This is a genomic window from Parvimonas sp. oral taxon 393 str. F0440 (assembly GCA_000223315.2).
In the GTDB taxonomy this organism is placed as follows: Bacteria; Bacillota; Clostridia; order Tissierellales; family Peptoniphilaceae; genus Parvimonas.
On the sequence record AFUS01000004.1, the window covers coordinates 407,641 to 426,040 of the forward strand.

Below are 18,400 nucleotides of genomic sequence, written 5' to 3' on the forward strand. Positions count from 1 at the left end.
ACCGGTGGGACAAAATATTCAAAAAAATAACGGACAAAAAGTCCGTCAATTTTTTAAAATTAGGATACTTGACTTATGCTAAGTATCATATAAGGTTTTGTATTTCTATTCTCTGTTTTTTAAAACTTCACTGAAATTCATCTTTGATATTCTATAAAATTGTAATGTACTTACAAATATATATGTTGTAATAGTAATTAGAATTGATAATATTACTATTTTTGGAGAGATATAAAGCTCTAAATATCCTGAAAATTTAAGCATAGAGTAGTACATTATTTCTTTTACCATATATAATTCAAGCGGTATTAAAGCTATTAAACTTATCAATAAAGTTATCGTTACAGGTCTTATATAAATTTTTGAAATTTCTCTATTAGTATATCCGAAGATTTTTAAATAGGCTATTTGTATAGTATTTTTATCAGTTATTATTTTCATAAGGCTATACATAAAACCTGCCAAAAATACTGCAGATAAAAATATAAAAGTATTTATAAGAGGTTCCATAATTTCAGATAATTGTTTGGAAACATCGGTTATTGAATTTTCATCAATTGTAGTTGCGATGTATTTTTCATCAATATCCAATTTTTCCTTGCTGAAATATCCATTAAAGAATTCCTTTTTTTGTTCTATTTCTTCGTTTAGGAATTCTTTTTTTACAAAAGCTGAAAGAGTAGAAGATTTTTTGTAAATACCAACTATTTTATAAGTTTTTCTTTATCTAACAATTTGCTTTTTATAGTTATTTCATCTCCTACATATTTTCTAAGTTTTTTTGAAAGATATTCACTTACAATGATTTCATTTTTATTTTCCGGCAGTTTTGTATTTTGAAAATACTTTGAATTTTCACTAATTCCTAATAACAATATATCATCATCTGCTTTTCTGATAGGGTGATAAACACTTGCAGATATTGTTGTATATTTTTCAGCCGTTTTATCTTCTATTTCTATGGGTGCTTTTAAGACATATTGATACTTGCAAAACAAATTCTCCTTTAAGTTATTTCCATAGTTGTCAAATGTTGGCTTTGCAGAAAAACCGAAAATAAATAAGATTGAAGTAATAAAAATTCCAAGTATTATAGCTACATAATCACCTCTATTGGATTTAATAATTGATTTTCTAAATGAAGCTAAAAAGTTTTTGTTGATTTTTAATTCATTTTCATGTTTTGATTTTGTTTTATTTTTATAATGTTTTAAATTCTTTCTTAAAAAATCTAAAGGTGAAAAATTTAATTTTCTGTAAATATATAAGTAATTAAAAATCAAAATTATAGAAATCGGAATTATAGTAGTTATTATAAATGCTTCTAAGTTGAAACTAGGAGTAAAGTTAGGCAAGTTAAATGATTTGTAGTAAACATCTTTGAATGAATCTGTAAAATATGTGTAACCTAAAATATTACCTAAAACTGCCGCCAAAAAAGTTATTATTACTGAATTTGCAATATAATTTAAAACGAGTTCCGATTTTTTATATCCGTTTGCAAGTAGTATTCCGATTATTTCAGATTCTTCCTGTATTTTACTTACAATTGAAAGTGCGAATATAAAACTTAGTAAAATTACCATAAGACATAGCATTACAATCATCATAGGTCTATCTCCACCCATATCGTCTATCAAATAACTTATGGCATTATTGTCTTTTTTTGTAATCTGCTCCAAAACTGTTTTTGATTTATTTGCTGATTTTACTATATCTTTATTCTTTTCGTCAATTTCTTTTTCACTTAAGTTCCTATCATTAAATCTATAAGAAACTTGATATTTTAATTTGCTTTCATTAAAAATATCTTTTTCTTCTTCAGATATCAATCCTGTTCCGAAATCTGTTGCATTAAATATTAAATCGCTATGTTTTTGAAAGGATGAATTATAATCCGGAAGAGTGGCAAATCCGACTATTTTAAAAGTATGTTCCTTATTGTCTTTAAAAAATTCTTTTTGAAATGTTATAGTATCGCCGATTTTTAAATTATTTTTTTCAGCGAATAATTTGTTTATGGTGATTTCACCCTTTTTTGTCGCAAGAACACCTTCATTTATAACTGGAAGATTTATATTTTTTCTATTTGTATAAAGCCTAATTGTCTTTTCGTCTTTATTATACTTATTTTCCTTAATTTTTGCATCAACATAAGTAGCTTTTTCGACTTTTACATTTTCATCTTCAATAGATTTTATAATTTCATCTGTCGGATTAAAGGCAAATAATAATTTTCCGTCTTCTACAATTCCTTTAGACATAAGTTCATAATATATAGTTTTTATACTTCCTGATGCAACTAACATACCTGAAGTTATGGAAATCATAGAACACATAAGGATAAAAAGCAATAAATTTTTTGACCATTGAGTTTTTAAACTTCGAAAAATTCTTTTATTTAAGTTTCTCATACTACCACTCCAATTCTTGTGCATCCAATACCTTTTCGTTTTCTATTTCTTGAGATATAATACCGTCCTTAAGTCTTATAATTATATTAGACATCTTTGTTATTTCTTCGTTATGAGTTGCAAGAATAATTGTAGTTTTATATTCCTTATTTATTCTTTGAAGTAGGGATAAAATATCTTTTGAAGTTTTGTAATCAAGAGCACCTGTAGGTTCATCACAAAGCAGTATTTCAGGTTTTTTTATTAAAGCACGTCCTATTGCACATCTTTGTTGTTGTCCACCTGATAATTGTCTTGGATATTTATTTTTGTGTTCCCATAGACCTAAATCTTTTATTAATTTTTCAATATCCATAGGATCATTGTGTATAAAAGAACCCACTTGAATATTTTCCGTTACGGTTAAGTCCGGAATTAAATTGTAAAATTGAAAAATAAAGCCTAAATATTTTCTTCTAAAATTTGAAAGAGCATTTTGTTTTAAACCGGAAATTTCACATTCATTTATTATGATAGATCCGCTGTCAATTTTTTCAAGTCCACCAATAGCATTAAGCAATGTCGATTTTCCTGAACCAGATGGTCCTAATAGAGTACAAAGTGCTCCTTTTTCTAAAGAAAAATTTATATCTTTTAAAACGGAAATTTTATTTTCATTTGTTCCATAAGATTTGTTTAAATTTTTTACAACTAAAAACATAAATACCTCCATAAAAATTTATTTAACTATAAACCAATTATAGCACTTTCGATATTTATTATCAACAATAAAATTTTATAATAGAAAGTGCTTTTTAATTTGATTATGAATTAAAATTTTGCGGTATATTAGTTATATTATAGATAAAAATATAGTATAATATAGATGAATTATTTTTAATATAAAAAATTTTGTTTAATATATAAATTGGAGTACATTATGGAGTTTGTTTTAAATTCAAAATTTAAGCCTACGGGAGATCAACCTGAGGCTATTGAAAAAATTTCGGATTCAATTAAAAAAGGTAATAAAGAAATAATTTTAAAGGGTGTTACAGGTAGTGGAAAGACCTTTACAATGGCAAATATTATTGAAAAAGTGCAAAAACCAACACTTGTGATTGCGCATAATAAGACTTTGGCTTATCAGCTTGCGAGTGAATTTAAAGAATTTTTTCCTAACAATGCTGTTGAGTTTTTTGTGTCCTATTATGATTATTATCAACCGGAAGCCTATGTTCCACAATCCGATACTTATATAGAAAAAGACAGCTCAATAAATGATGAGATAGATAAACTTAGACACTCAGCTACAATGTCTCTTTTTGAAAGACGAGATGTAATCATTGTTGCTTCCGTTTCTTGTATTTACGGTTTAGGCGATCCAATAGACTATGAAAATTTAGTAGTTTCATTAAGACCTGGAATGATAAAAGATAGAGATGAAGTTATAAGAAAACTTGTAGATATTCAATATGTAAGAAATGATATTAATTTTATTCGTGGTACTTTTCGTGTAAGGGGAGACAGTTTAGAAATATTTCCTGTTTCTTCATCTGAAAATAGTATTAGAGTCGAATTTTTTGGAGATGAAATAGATAAAATTTCAGAAATTGATGCCTTAACAGGTAATGTAATAGGAACTCGTGAGCATGTTGCAATTTATCCTGCTTCTCACTTTGCTACAAGTGCGGAAAAAATAGAAAGAGCTGTTGGTACAATTTCAAAAGAATTGGAAGAAAGACTTTTAGTTTTAAATCAAGAAAATAAATTAGTTGAAGCGCAAAGACTTGAACAGAGAACAAAATATGATTTGGAAATGTTACAAGAAATTGGATTTTGTAGTGGAGTAGAAAATTATTCTGCTCATTTAAGCGGTAGAGAAAGAGGCTCAAGACCTTATACTTTGATTGATTATTTTCCTGATGACTTTTTAATTATTGTAGATGAAAGTCATGTTACTGTTCCACAAATTGGAGCAATGTATGAAGGAGATAGAAGTAGAAAACAAAATTTGGTTGATTACGGTTTTAGATTACCTTCTGCTTTGGATAACAGACCATTAAAATTTACAGAATTTGAAAGTATGGTAAATCAAATTTTATATGTATCTGCAACTCCAGGCAAGTATGAAAAGAGCCATAATTTAGAAGAAGTTGAACAAATTATAAGACCTACGGGACTCTTGGATCCTTTAATTGAAGTTAGAAAAACAGAAGGACAAATTGATGATATAATTGGGGAAGTGAATTCAGTTATTAAAAAAGGTGAACGTGTTTTAATTACAACTTTGACTAAAAAAATGGCTGAAAACTTAACGGACTATTTAAAAAATGTAGGAATAAAAACAACTTATTTGCATAGCGATATTGATACGATTGAACGTATGGAAATAATTAGAGATTTACGTGTCGGAAAGTTTGACGTTTTGGTTGGAATAAACTTGTTAAGAGAAGGACTTGACTTGCCTGAGGTAAGTATGGTTATAATTATGGATGCAGATAAGGAAGGTTTTTTGCGTTCTGAAACTTCTATGATTCAAACAATCGGACGTGCTGCAAGAAATGTAAACGGAAGAGTTATTATGTATGCAGATAGAATTACAAAGTCAATGGATGTGGCAATTAAGGAAACAAATAGAAGACGTGAAATTCAAAATAAATACAATATAGAGCATAATATTACTCCGAAGAGTGTTAAGAAAGATATTAGAGAGATTATTCAAGCTACAAAGGTTGCTGAGGATAATGTGGATTATAAAACAGAAGATGTAGAAATCACAGATTATGAAAGTTTCATTGAAGATTTGAAAAATGAGATGTTATCTGCTGCTGATTCTTTAGATTTTGAAAGAGCAGCATCAATAAGAGATGAAATAAAGAGATTAAAAGAAATGTGGGGATTAGATGTCTAAAAATACAATTAGAATTAAAGGAGCAAAAGTAAATAATTTAAAAAATATAGATTTAGAAATTCCAAGAGATAAAATGGTTGTTTTTACAGGACTTAGTGGAAGTGGAAAATCATCTTTAGCTTTTGATACAATTTATGCCGAAGGGCAAAGAAGATATGTTGAGAGCTTATCAAGTTATGCAAGACAATTTTTAGGTCAAATGGATAAACCTGATGTTGAATATATTGATGGACTAAGTCCGTCAATATCTATTGATCAAAAAACTACAAATAGAAATCCAAGATCTACAGTTGGAACAGTTACAGAAATTTATGATTATTTAAGATTGCTTTTTGCAAAAATTGGAATTCCAAAATGTCCAATATGTGGTACTGAAATTAAAAGTCAAAGTATCGACCAAATGGTTGATAGAGTTATGAAGCTTGAAGAGAGAAGTAAGATATTTGTGTTAGCTCCTGTAATTCGTGGAAAAAAGGGAGAGCATAAAAAACTTTTAGAAAATATAAAAATTCAAGGTTTTGTTCGTGTAATTATCGATGATAAAGAATTTGAACTTACAGAAGAAATTGAATTAGATAAAAATAAAAACATAATATTGATATTGTAGTTGATAGACTTGTTGTAAAAGAAGGAATTGAGTCAAGACTTACAGAGAGTTTAGAAACTGCTTTTAAATTTAGTGATAGTATTGTAAAAGTTAAAGTTGTTGATGGAGAAGAAATTTTATTTTCTGAAAAAATGTCCTGTCCTAACGGGCATATTTCATTTGATGAAATTGAACCTAGAACTTTTTCTTTTAACAGTCCTTTTGGAATGTGTCATGATTGTAATGGACTTGGAAGCCATAAAATTATAGATCCAGATTTGGTGATTCCTGATAAGAATAAATCACTCTTAGATGGAGCTATTGAATGTTACAACATGACTACCGGAGAAGATGGATACTATTACAAAATATTTCACGAAATCATAAAATATAACGGTTTTGATGAAAATACTCCTTTTAAAGATTTAAGTAAAGAAACTATAGATGAACTTTTTTATGGGACAGGATCAAGAAATATAAAATTTAGGTTTGAAAGTAAGTTCACAAATGAAAATAAAACTTTTAATAAACCATTTGAAGGAATAGTAAAGAATTTGGAAAGAAGATATGCTTCTTCTCCAATGTCTTCTATGAGAGAAAAAATTGAAACGGTGATGTCTGAAATGGAATGTGAAACTTGTAAAGGAAAAAGACTTAATGAAAAAGCTCTTTCAATTTTTATAAGAGATAAAAATATTTCTGATGTTACTGCAATGTCTGTTCAAAAATTAAATGAATGGTTTAATGATTTAGAATTAACAGAAACTGAAAGTATTATTGGCGAAAGAATTTTAAAGGAAATTAGAGAAAGACTTAAGTTTTTAAAAGATGTAGGACTTGAATATTTAACTTTGGCAAGAAGTGCAGGAACTCTTTCAGGAGGGGAAAGTCAAAGAATTAGACTTGCAACTCAAATCGGCTCCGGGCTTGTTGGAGTTGTTTATGTTTTGGATGAACCAAGTATCGGTTTACATCAAAGAGATAATGAAAAACTTTTAAATGCTTTAAGAAATTTAACAAATCTTGGAAATACTTTGATTGTAGTAGAACATGATGAGGATACTATTCGTTGTGCTGATCATATTGTAGATATTGGACCAAGAGCAGGGATTCATGGTGGAGAGGTCGTCGCACAGGGAACTCTTAAAGATATTATGAAGAGTAAAAAATCTATTACAGGAGCATATCTTTCAGGAAAAAGTAAAATAGAAGTTCCTAAACAAAGAAGAAAATACACAGATACAATTAAAGTTTTTGGAGCAAGAGAAAATAATTTAAAAAATATTGATGTTGAATTTCCTATCGGTGTTTTTACTTGTGTAACTGGTGTTTCCGGAAGTGGAAAGAGCAGTTTGGTAAATTCTATTTTAAATAAAGAATTGTCTAACAAATTAAATAGAAGTAAACAAAAAACAGGAAAGTTTGATAGGATTGAGGGCTATGAAAAGCTTGATAAAGTTATTGAAATTGACCAAAGTCCGATAGGGAGAACTCCGCGTTCAAATCCTGCAACTTATACTAAAGTTTTTGATAATATAAGAGATGTTTTTGCTATGACTACAAAGGCAAAAATGAAAGGATATAGCAAAGGTAGATTTAGTTTTAATGTTCATGGTGGTCGTTGTGAAGCTTGTAAAGGAGACGGAACAATAAAGGTTGAAATGCACTTTTTACCTGATGTATATGTACCTTGTGAAGTTTGTGGTGGTAAAAGATATAATAGAGAAACTTTGGAAGTAACATATAATGGAAAAAATATTTCAGATGTTTTGGAAATGACTGTTGAAGATGGACTTAAATTCTTTGAAAATCATCCTTCAATAAAAAGAAAATTACAAACTTTATATGATGTAGGATTGGATTATATTAAGATTGGTCAAAGCTCAACAGAGCTTTCAGGTGGAGAGGCTCAAAGAGTTAAACTTGCATCTGAACTTGCTAAACGTGGAACGGGACAAACTGTTTATATTTTAGATGAACCAACTACAGGATTACACATTGATGATATAAAAAAATTGATTGAAGTTTTAAATACCTTAGTTGAACAAGGAAATACTGTTATTGTTATAGAACATAATTTAGATATGATAAAAATTGCAGATCATATAATTGATTTAGGTGTTGAAGGTGGCGACGGTGGAGGAACCATTGTAGTAACAGGCACACCTGAGGAAGTTGCAAAATGTGAGAAATCATATACAGGACAATTTTTAAGAAAAATATTAGGAGGACAAAATGGATAGATATATTTTAATTTTAACAGATACCTTTGAAGAAATTGAAGCACTTACTCAAGTTGATTATCTTAGAAGAGCGGATATTAAGGTCGATATGATTTCAATTACAGGAAAACTTCAAGTTACAAGTAATAGAGGAATAACAGTTTTAGCAGATGATTTGATTGAAAATATAAATTTAAAAGAATATGCAGGTATTATTATTCCTGGTGGACTTCCTGCTGCTTTTGACATCAGAGAGGATAAAAGAGTTTTAGAAATAATAAAGAAATTTGACGAAGAGCATAAATTAATTTCTGCAATTTGTGCAGGACCTTCAGTTCTTGCAAAAGCAGGTGTTTTATCCGGAAGAAATGCAGTAATTTATCCTGGAATGGAAGATGAATTGCTTGATGCAAATGTAAAAGAAGATGCAATTTGTATAGATGACAATATAATTACCGCAAGAGGAGCTGGACTTGCGGGAGAACTTGCTTATACATTGATTAGAAAAATAAAAGGAAAAGTTCAAGAAAAACAAGTTCGTTTTATGTCTGTTGATTATTTGTTGAGGGATTTTATTCTAAAGGAAGAAAAGAATGGGAAATAAAAAAATAGAATTTAACTCTTTGAAAATTGAAGAGCTTGAAGATTTATTTTTGAGTTTGGGAGAAAAGAAGTTTAGGGCTGAACAATTTTTTAGATTTATGCACCAAAAGAAAAACTTTGAAATAGAAAATTGCAAACAACTGCCTAAAGTTTTAATTGAAAAACTAAAGGAAATAGGATATATAAATACTTCTTCAATTTATACAAAATATGAATCAAAGCTGGATAATACAAAAAAATATTTAATTAAATTATTTGATAATAGAATAATTGAAACTGTATTTATGGACTATGGAAGTTATTGTACTGTTTGTATTTCAAGTCAAGTAGGCTGTAGAATGGGCTGTACATTTTGTGCGTCAACAAAAGAAAATTTCAAAAGAAATTTAACTTCTGCTGAAATGTTAAATCAAATTTATTTGATAGAGAATGATTTGAATTTAACTATAAATAATGTTGTTATTATGGGAATTGGAGAACCACTTGATAATTATAATAATGTAATAGGATTTTTGAAAATTATAAATTCTGAAAAAGGTAAAAATTTGAGCCTAAGAAATATTACAATTTCAACATGTGGACTTGTTCATAATATTTACAAATTAGCTGATGAAAAATTACCCATAACACTTACAATTTCGCTACATAATCCGTTCCAAAAGGAAAGAAGAGAGATAATGCCTATTTCCGACAATTTTTCAATTGATGAAATATTAAAGGCTTGTAAATATTATTTTGATAAAACTTCAAGAAGAGTGAGTTTTGAATATACAATAATCAAAGGACAAAACGATTCAAGAGAACACGCTTTAGAACTTAAGAATATTTTGAAAGGCTTAAATTGTCATATTAATATAATACCTTTAAACTCAATAAAAGAGTTTGATGGAGAGGCTCCTAGTACAAAATATATTTACGTATTTAAGTCAATGCTAGAAAATTATGGAATAAATGCTACGATAAGAAAGAAACAAGGCGATGATATAAACGGAGCTTGTGGACAACTTAGACAGGGCGTTTTAGAAGAAGAAGAAGACTAATCAAATATTAGTTATAACTCATAGATAAAGTATATTAAAATTTAATATTCATTTTCTATGAGTTTTTTATTGTGATAATTTTTTAATAGGATAAAAATTATAAAAACGTTTGTAAAAATTTCCTTAAAACTATTGAATTGTTTAGATATTAGTGGTAAAATATATGTGTAGTTTAAATATGAAAAGATTTAGGAGGCTAATTATGATAGAAAAAAACGTTACAATAAAGAATGAGACAGGATTACATGCAAGACCTGCTGCATCTTTAGTTCAGTTTGTTAAGAAATTTGATGAAAGCATTGAAATTATTTTGGATAACAAAGTGGCTGATGCGAAAAGTATTTTTAATGTTATGAGTTTAGGGATTTCTAAAGGAACTGAAGTAACATTGAGAGTTGATGGAGAAAATGAAGAAAAAACTTTAGGGGAAGTTGTAAACTTCATAGAAAATTTAGCTGATTAATTTTAAGGATAGCTTCTCGAAAGAGGAGCTTTTTTGGTGTGTTATTATGAGAATATATAATGGTTTTTCTGTTTCGGACGGAATTGCATATGGCAAAGCTATAACTTTGTTTTATGAAAAGAATTTTATTAAAGATAATATATCTGATGATGAAAAAGAAAAGGAAATAAAAAGATTTGAAAATTTGTTTTCAACTTATTTAGATGCTGATAGAATTAAAGCAGAAGATGAAAAACTTGAAAACTTACTAAATGTTCATACTGAATTGATTGATGATCCATTTTTAAAAGATACAATAAAGAATAAAATATTAAAAGAAAATAAGTCTTTAGAAAAAGCAATAGAGGAAACTTTTGCTCATATTTGTTATGAGTTAAATAATCTTGACTCCGACTATATGAGAGATAGAATTTATGATTATATTTCAATTCAAGAAGAATTTATGAAAACTTTAAATTCTGTTGAGGATGTTAAAATTTTTGAAAATAAATTTATACTTTTTACAGAAAATTTATCTCCAAAGATTATTGATAAATATAAAGAACAATTAGTGGGAATTGTTTCAAAAAATGGGGGAAAAACTTCTCATGCTTCTTTATATTCAAAAAATTTGCAAATTCCGTATATTATCTGTGATTCTTTAGATTTGGAAGAATTAAAAGATAAAAACTTTGATTGTATTTTAGACTGTGTTGAAGAAAAATTAATTTTAAGTCCTGATGAAGAAATGATTAATTCGTATAAAAAATTATTAAAGTCTTCACAAAAAGAGTTTTTAGATAATAGTATAGTAAGGACAAAAAATAATAGATATATAAGAGTCTGCAGTAATATCTCAAGTTTTGAAGAATTTGAAGTTTCTCTAAAGAACGGAACGGATGGTTGTGGATTGTTTAGAACTGAATTTTTATATATGTCCGATGATTCGCCAACTGAAGAATATCAATTTGAAGTTTTTAAAAAACTAGCAGAGAGTACAGATAAGCCTATTATAATTAGAACTTTTGATATAGGAGCAGATAAAAAGTCAAAATTTTTCAGATTGGATGAGGAAAAAAATCCATTTTTGGGACTTCGTGGATTTAGAATTTATAAAGAATTCCATAAAGAGTTAAGAAAGCATCTAAGAGCCATTTTAAAAGCCTCAGCTTATGGAAATATAAAAATTATGATTCCAATGATAACAACATTAGATGAGGTATTATGGATTAAAAATGAAATTTTGAAAATTAAAGATGAATTGAGAGAGGAAAGAATAGATTTTGATGAAAATATTGAATTTGGAATAATGATAGAAACTCCCGCTTCAGTTTTTCTTTTTGATATTTTAGTTAAAGAGGTTGATTTTGTAAGTATAGGGACAAATGATTTAGTTCAATATATGTTGGCTTGTGATAGAGAAAATTCTAAGATGCAACAACTTTATGACTGCTATAGTCCGTCAGTTATTCGTTCTATTCATCGTGTAGTGGATATTGCACATAGAAATGGAAAAGTAGTTTCAATGTGTGGTAATTTCGCTAGTGAATTAGACGCAGTTGAATTATTAATTTTACTTGGAATTGATGAATTTAGTGTTACTAATGATGTATTACAAAGAATAAAGAAAAGAATAAAATTATTTGACCATAATAATTATTTAGACTTTTTTGATAATATAAATAAATTTAAAACCGGTAGATCAGTAATAAATTACTTTGATAACAAATAGAAAAAATTAAAATATTACTTTTTTGTAATATTATTGTAATTATTTTGTAACTTTTTATGCTTTTTTTACTACATTTTGTAAATTTTATGTTATAATAGTCCTGATAGTTATATAGAATAATAATTGAGGTGATAATTTGTTAGAATTTATAGAAGTAAATAAAGTTTATAAAAACGATGTTTGTGCTTTGAAGGATCTTAGTTTCAAGGTTGAAGACGGAGAGTTCGTCTTTTTAATAGGAGCCAGTGGCGCCGGTAAAACAAGTATTATAAAAATGCTTTTAAGAGAAATAAAACCTACAACAGGTGAAATAATCGTTGATAATGTAAATATAGTCAAGTTAAGAAATAGAAAAATTCCTCAACTTAGAAAAACAATGGGCATTGTATTTCAAGATTTTAGATTATTAGAAGGAAAAACAGTTTTTGATAATATAAAATATCCATTACAAATTTTAGGAGTTTCTAAAAAAGAGATAAATAAAAGAGTTAAAGAAATTTTGGAATTAGTAGGATTGTCTGATAGGGCAGATTCTTTTCCAAACCAATTATCCGGTGGAGAACAACAAAGAGTTTGTATTGCAAGGGCTCTAATAAATAGACCGAAATATTTAATTGCAGATGAACCTACAGGAAATTTAGATCCGAATACTTCAGAGGAAATTATGAAGCTACTTTTAGATGTAAATGCTAAAGGTACTACAGTTATAGTTTCTACTCATGATAAAGATATAGTTAATAAACTTAAGAAGAGAGTTATTAGTATGGATCATGGTGCAATGATTAATGATGAAGAACGTGGAGGTTATTTCGATGAGTTCAATTAGAAGATTTTTTTCTGCAATAGGAGAAGGCTTAGTTGGTCTTTGGAGAAACAAATCTATGGGTGTTGCTTCAATTGTTTCTATTTGCTCAATGCTTTTAATTCTTGGAGGAATTACTTTTGGGGTTTTTGTAGCAAATAATGTAGTAGAAGATATGAAGACAAAGGTTGACCAAATTGATGTTATTTTGGAACCGGAAGTTACATCAGAAAGAGTTTTAAAAATTAAAGAAGAGTTAAAAAGAATTGAAAATGTAAAAGAAGTAAATTATGTTTCAAAGGAAAAAGCTTTAGAAAAAATGAAAGAACAGTGGAAGGAGAATTCATTTTTATTAGACGGAATGGAATCAGCACTTCCTGAAAGTTATGAATTAAAAGTTGAAAATATTGAAAATTCAAATACAGTTGCTTCTAATATATATAATATTAAAGGTGTTGAAAAAGTTGTATATTATAAAGATATAGTTGATAAAATAACAAAGATGTCAGAAATGGTTAAATATGTAGGAATTACATTAGTTGGTGTTTTGTTATTGGTAAGTTTCTTTATAATGTCAATAACTATTAAACTGACAGTTATTGCAAGAAGAAAAGAAATAAGTATAAAGAAATATATAGGGGCGACAAATATGAGTATCACGGGACCTTTCATTGTAGAGGGTATGGTTCTCGGGTTGCTTGGTGCAGGGATATCTTTTGCGATGATATTCTTTGCTTATAAATATGTTTATAATAGCTTTGCTTGGGGAGTAAATAATTTATTTTCTAATTATCTTTTACCTGTTAATGTTTTCGGGTTTTATGTTGCAGTAGCATATTTTGGAATAGGTATTGGAATTGGAATTTTAGCATCAATATTCTCAAGTAGAAAATATATGAAGGTTTAGGTGGTTTTGTATGAAAAAAAGAAGATTTATAGCTTTAATACTTTTGTTTTCAATGTTAGGTTCAGGAATAATTTCTCATGCTGACAAAGTTGATGATTTGAAGAAAGAAAAACAAAATCAAGAACAAAATTTAGAAAGCAAGAAAAAATCTATTAAAGATATGACTACTCAAAAAGATTCAGCTTTTAAGGAAATTGTTGAAAAGCAAAAAATTATTGATCAGTTAGATAAAGATCTTACCGATTTAGAAGATTTAATTACTAAACTATCTGAAGAAATTCAAGCTTCAAAAGAAAAAATAACAATTTTAGAAGATAGAATCTACGAAAAACAAGAACTTTTTAAGAAGAGAGTTCGTGTAATGTATGGTAATAAAGATTTGAATTCTATTGAAGTATTATTCTCTGCATCAGATATAAGAGATTTTATATCAAGATATTTTATGATGCAATCAATTGCTGATTATGATAAAAAGTTAATTACAAGTTTAAAAACGATAAGCTTGCTTTAGTAAAAGAAAAAGAACAACTTGAAGCAAGAAAAGAAGAAAAAGTAGTTAAGAAAAAAGAAATGGAAGTAAAATATCAAGCTTATACTGAAGAAGTTGAAAAGAATAAACAACGTATTGCAAAATTGGAAGAAAGCATAGAGTTTACAAAATCAGAAGTTGATAAATTACAAAATAAAGTTAAGAATTTAGACGCAAATATAAGTTTTGAAGAAAAAGTAAAAGCGGATATTTTAAGAGGAATGAACGAAAAGAAGATTCAAAAAGATATTGATGACGGTAAAATAGATGCTCGTCCATCAAATGGAGAAATGATGTGGCCACTTAAAGGTTACCATAGAATTTCCAGTCCATTTGGTTGGAGAAATGCACCGATTGGTAGTGGTGGAGAAAGACATAGGGGAATTGACATTCCTGCTCCTACAGGTACTCCTGTGTATTCTGCAACTGATGGTGTTGTAATTTCATCAGGTTGGAATGGAAGTTACGGTAATGCTGTTATGATAAAATATACAAATAATATTGTTATTGTATATGGACATAATTCTAGTTTAGTTGTTTCAGCAGGACAAAGAGTAAGTAAGGGACAAGTTATTTCTTTAGTAGGTTCTACAGGAAATTCAACAGGACCACATTTACATTTTGAAGTAAGATATAATGGATATCCAGTTGATCCTCTAAAATATTTGAATCACTAGGAGCAATAATTTATGATAAAAAACAAAAAATTACGATTTTTTTAGTCTTGATGATATTTTTAAGTTCATTTATATCATTCAAGGCTGGACAGAATTCTTCAGTTGTAACAATACAGAATACAAAGAGTGGAGAAACTGCTGATTATGGTAGTTTTAAATCATTTGTAGATGCAATAAAAGATAAATATTATTTCGATATTGATTATGAAAAAATGAATACTGAAATAAAAAAAGCAATATTTTCTTCTTTAGGAGATCCTTATACTCAATATATGACTGAAAAGGATATGAAGGAACTTCAAAAGACTAGTACTGGAAAATTCATTGGGATAGGTGTTCAGGTTAGTGTTAATGATAAAGGAGAAGTAGTTGTAGTAGCTCCTATAAAAGGAGGTCCAAGTCAAAAGGCGGGTATTCAGTCTGAGGATGTTATAGTAAAAATTAATGACGAAGAGTTAAATAAAAATGATTTAGAATCAGCTGTTAAACTTATGAGAGGAAATGAGCAAATAGGTTCAGAGGTTAAGGTTACAATTAAAAGAGTTGTAGATTCTGAAGAAAAGATTATTGATTTTACTATAAAAAGAGAAGAAATAACTACTGAATCTGTAATTTCAAAACTTTTAGATAATGGAATATTATATGTTCAAATTACTAATTTTGCTGAAAAAACGGGAGCGGATTTTGAAAAAGCTATAGATGAAGGTCTAAGTAAAGGAGCAAAATCTTTAATAATTGATCTTAGAAATAATCCGGGAGGATTGTTAACAGCGGTTAAACAAGTTGCAGACAAACTTTTACCTGATTCTACAATTATGAAAATTGTAGATAGCAAAGGAAAAGAAACTGTTGAAAAGGCAAGTGGAAAAGGAATTGATATTCCTATAGTAGTTTTGATTAATAGAGGCTCAGCTTCTGCATCTGAAGTATTAAGTGTTGCACTTCATGATAATAAGAAAGCTACATTAGTTGGAGAAAAGTCTTTCGGGAAAGGAATTATTCAATCAATCTTTCCTATAAGTAATGGTGGAAAGACTGAAGGAATAAAAATGACTGTTGCTGAATATTTTGGACCTAATGGAACAAAAATTCATAAAGTCGGATTGGAACCTGATTATAAGGTTGAACAAAGTAATAATTCTAAAATTGGAATAGAACATTTAGATACAGATTCACAATTGAAAAAGGCAATAGAATTGTTGAAGTAATATTTTGGATTTTAAAAAAGCAACTGTAATTTTTTATAGTTGCTTTTTTGTACAAAAATAAAGTAAAATTTATAAAATAATTATATTGATGTTTTTAGTTAATTTTTTATAAATTATTAATTTTTTAGCGTTGATAGAAAAATTATTTCAAAAAATTTTAAATAAAGATATTGAAATATCAACATTAAAAAATTCAAACTTGACTTATTGAAATATTTAGAATATAATATTTTTATGGAAACTAGATGTTTTCATATAGTTTTTTTAAGGAGTGTTTTATGTCTTTTTATATGAATTCAGATAAAGGAAATGTTAGAAAAAATAATGAAGACAGTTTTCTTTTTGAACAGTTTGAAAAATTGAATATATTAATTCTAGCTGATGGTGTAGGAGGACATGAACATGGAGAAGTAGCATCAGAAAAAGCAGTTAATGTAGTTATGAAATACATAAAAGATAATTATAAACTGTATTCTAATTATTCTCATTTATTAGTAGACGCATTTTGCGAGGCTAATAAAATTATATATGAACTTAATTTAGAAAAAATTTCCGGAGAAGATGAAATTTCTAAAAGACTTATGGGGACTACGCTAGAAACACTTCTAATAGATGGGGATACTTTGTATTTTGCTCATGTTGGAGATAGTAGAATATATATAAAAGATGTAGATTTTAGAATGTTAACAAAGGATCACTCATTGGTTCAATATTTATATTCAAGTGGAGCATTGACAGAAGAGGAAGTAAAAAATTATAATGATAAAAATTCCATATTAAGAGCAATTGGAATTGAAAAATATGTAGAAGTTGATGTTGACTCAATTAGAATTAAGCCAAGAGATATTTTGCTTGTTTGTTCTGATGGACTTACAAACGAACTTAATAATGAAGAAATTTCAAAAATGTTAGATTTTAAATATAGTGCAAAAGAAATGGTAGATAATATTATATTTACTGTTAAGAATGGTTTAGCAAGAGATAATGTTACTGTAGGAATTTTTAAAAATGATGAGGAGATTTTATGTTAGGATCAATTTTAAATGGCAGATATGAAATAATTGAAAAAGTTGGAATTGGCGGAATGGCCATTGTATATAAAGCTAAAGATATTTATTTAAAAAGAATTGTTGCTGTTAAGGTTTTAAAGGAACAATATCTTGAAGATAAAGAATTTATCAAAAAATTTGTTATAGAAGCTCAATCTGTTGCTAATCTAAATAATCAAAATATTGTTAAAATTTATGATGTAGGACAACATATAGAAGATGGTAAAACACATAACTATATTGTTATGGAATATATAAAAGGAAAAACTTTAAATGAATTAATAAAGGACAAAGGTAGATTAAATTCCAATGCTGTGGTTTCTATTTCTAAACAAATAGCAAATGCTTTAGATTGTGCACATAAACATCATATAATACATAGGGATATAAAGCCACATAATATTATTATAGATGAAAATTTGAATGTTAAAGTTACTGATTTTGGAATTGCAAGAATTGCTACAAGTTCAACTATAACTTACACTTCATCAGTGCTTGGAACTGTACATTATATTTCACCTGAACAGGCAAAGGGGAAATTTATTGATGAAAAATCAGATATTTATTCTCTCGGTGTTGTTATGTATGAAATGGTGACAGGTAAAGTTCCTTTTGATACTGATAATGCTGTTGGAATAGCGATGCAACATATAAATGAACCACTGGTTGAGCCGATTAAGTTTGTGCCAAATTTAGAGCCTTGGTTGAATGCAATTATTGTTAAATGTATGGAAAAAAATCCGGAAAATAGATTTGAAAGTGCTGAAAGTTTAATCAAAGCATTAGATGATAAGCGTATTGAAAATAATCAAAAGGTTACTTTTAATGATAATTCTAATAGAGCACTATATAAGGAGTCTGTTTATAAAACAAGTAAAAATAAAGATGTTAATAAACCGATTATAAAAAATAATAATAAAAATAGAGAACAGTTAAATAAGAAAAAAGGAATTTTTGACTATACTGTAACTTATGTTGTTCTAGCTTTATTAATAATTGCTTCTGTATTCTTTATTTACAGATTAGCAGTTTCCAACAAAGCTACAAACACTGTAAAAGTACCGGCAGTTATTGGTTTGGATAAAGATGAAGCTATAAAATTATTAAAAGAAAAGAAGCTTAATGGACTAATCGTAAAGACTGTTAATGATGACTCTGTTGAAGCCGGAAAGATTGTTCAACAATCTCCTAATCCTAATGCCGAAGCAAAAGAGGGAACTAATGTTGAATTAACTGTAAGTGTAGGAAAAATAAAACGATAGTTCCAAACCTATCAAATGTTGAGTTTGAAAAAGT

At 27.9% G+C, this 18,400-nt stretch carries 15 protein-coding genes and 1 pseudogene; 13 read left to right on the forward strand and 3 right to left on the reverse strand.

All coding sequences use genetic code 11. The features are described from left to right. Positions 1-105: 105 nt before the first annotated feature. From HMPREF9127_RS08910 to HMPREF9127_RS02960, 3 genes are all read right to left on the reverse strand, one after another. On the reverse strand, positions 106-591 hold the full coding sequence (locus tag HMPREF9127_RS08910) for an FtsX-like permease family protein (protein ID WP_009448187.1): 486 nt from the start codon (positions 589-591) through the stop codon (positions 106-108). Between the two features lie 113 nt (positions 592-704). After that, on the reverse strand, positions 705-2,414 hold the full coding sequence (locus tag HMPREF9127_RS02955; RefSeq protein ID WP_009448438.1) for an ABC transporter permease: 1,710 nt from the start codon (positions 2,412-2,414) through the stop codon (positions 705-707). Position 2,415: 1 nt separating this feature from the next. Next, on the reverse strand, positions 2,416-3,114 hold the full coding sequence (locus tag HMPREF9127_RS02960) for an ABC transporter ATP-binding protein (protein ID WP_009448377.1): 699 nt from the start codon (positions 3,112-3,114) through the stop codon (positions 2,416-2,418). A gap of 219 nt (positions 3,115-3,333) precedes the next feature. Here HMPREF9127_RS02960 and uvrB point away from each other — a divergent pair, with 219 nt between their 5' ends. The 13 genes and pseudogenes from uvrB to pknB all read left to right on the forward strand — a co-directional run bounded on the left by uvrB (position 3,334) and on the right by pknB (position 18,366). Next, the gene (gene uvrB, locus HMPREF9127_RS02965; protein ID WP_009448254.1) at positions 3,334-5,307 is read left to right on the forward strand and encodes an excinuclease ABC subunit UvrB; all 1,974 of its coding nucleotides are present in this window, start codon (positions 3,334-3,336) and stop codon (positions 5,305-5,307) included. Then, a pseudogene (gene uvrA, locus HMPREF9127_RS02970) lies at positions 5,300-8,136 on the forward strand (excinuclease ABC subunit UvrA). The gene uvrB and the pseudogene uvrA overlap by 8 nt, the downstream one beginning before the upstream one ends. After that, complete coding sequence (locus HMPREF9127_RS02975; protein ID WP_009448153.1) at positions 8,129-8,719, forward strand: DJ-1 family glyoxalase III; 591 nt, start codon at positions 8,129-8,131, stop codon at positions 8,717-8,719. The pseudogene uvrA and the gene HMPREF9127_RS02975 overlap by 8 nt, the downstream one beginning before the upstream one ends. Continuing rightward, on the forward strand, positions 8,709-9,758 hold the full coding sequence (gene rlmN, locus HMPREF9127_RS02980) for a dual-specificity RNA methyltransferase RlmN (protein ID WP_009448282.1): 1,050 nt from the start codon (positions 8,709-8,711) through the stop codon (positions 9,756-9,758). Before HMPREF9127_RS02975 ends, rlmN begins: the two co-directional genes overlap by 11 nt. 202 nt (positions 9,759-9,960) lie before the next feature. Beyond that, positions 9,961-10,221 (forward strand): HPr family phosphocarrier protein, encoded by a 261-nt coding sequence (locus HMPREF9127_RS02985; protein ID WP_009447970.1) that lies wholly within the window; start codon positions 9,961-9,963, stop codon positions 10,219-10,221. Positions 10,222-10,267: 46 nt separating this feature from the next. Beyond that, entirely contained in the window at positions 10,268-11,932 is a 1,665-nt protein-coding gene (gene ptsP, locus HMPREF9127_RS02990) for a phosphoenolpyruvate--protein phosphotransferase (RefSeq protein WP_009448055.1), read from the forward strand. A 136-nt stretch (positions 11,933-12,068) separates the two neighbouring features. Continuing rightward, positions 12,069-12,758, forward strand: a complete 690-nt coding sequence (gene ftsE / locus HMPREF9127_RS02995; protein WP_009447864.1) for a cell division ATP-binding protein FtsE — start codon at positions 12,069-12,071, stop codon at positions 12,756-12,758. Next, a complete protein-coding gene (gene ftsX / locus HMPREF9127_RS03000; RefSeq protein WP_009447823.1) occupies positions 12,745-13,641 on the forward strand; it encodes a permease-like cell division protein FtsX in 897 nt (298 codons plus the stop codon). The genes ftsE and ftsX overlap by 14 nt, the downstream gene beginning before the upstream one ends. A 10-nt stretch (positions 13,642-13,651) precedes the next feature. Continuing rightward, the gene (locus HMPREF9127_RS08915; RefSeq protein WP_009448451.1) at positions 13,652-14,152 is read left to right on the forward strand and encodes a murein hydrolase activator EnvC family protein; all 501 of its coding nucleotides are present in this window, start codon (positions 13,652-13,654) and stop codon (positions 14,150-14,152) included. Between the two features lie 59 nt (positions 14,153-14,211). Beyond that, positions 14,212-14,847: a M23 family metallopeptidase gene (locus HMPREF9127_RS08920; protein ID WP_009447754.1), complete on the forward strand. Its 636-nt coding sequence runs from the start codon at positions 14,212-14,214 to the stop codon at positions 14,845-14,847. Positions 14,848-14,897: 50 nt separating this feature from the next. Next, positions 14,898-16,055 (forward strand): S41 family peptidase, encoded by a 1,158-nt coding sequence (locus tag HMPREF9127_RS03015; RefSeq protein ID WP_009447957.1) that lies wholly within the window; start codon positions 14,898-14,900, stop codon positions 16,053-16,055. 278 nt (positions 16,056-16,333) lie between these two features. Next, positions 16,334-17,086, forward strand: coding sequence for a PP2C family protein-serine/threonine phosphatase (locus tag HMPREF9127_RS03020; RefSeq protein WP_009447742.1), 753 nt, complete (start codon positions 16,334-16,336; stop codon positions 17,084-17,086). Further along, positions 17,080-18,366, forward strand: a complete 1,287-nt coding sequence (gene pknB / locus HMPREF9127_RS03025) for a Stk1 family PASTA domain-containing Ser/Thr kinase (RefSeq protein ID WP_009448396.1) — start codon at positions 17,080-17,082, stop codon at positions 18,364-18,366. Before HMPREF9127_RS03020 ends, pknB begins: the two co-directional genes overlap by 7 nt. Positions 18,367-18,400: the final 34 nt, after the last annotated feature.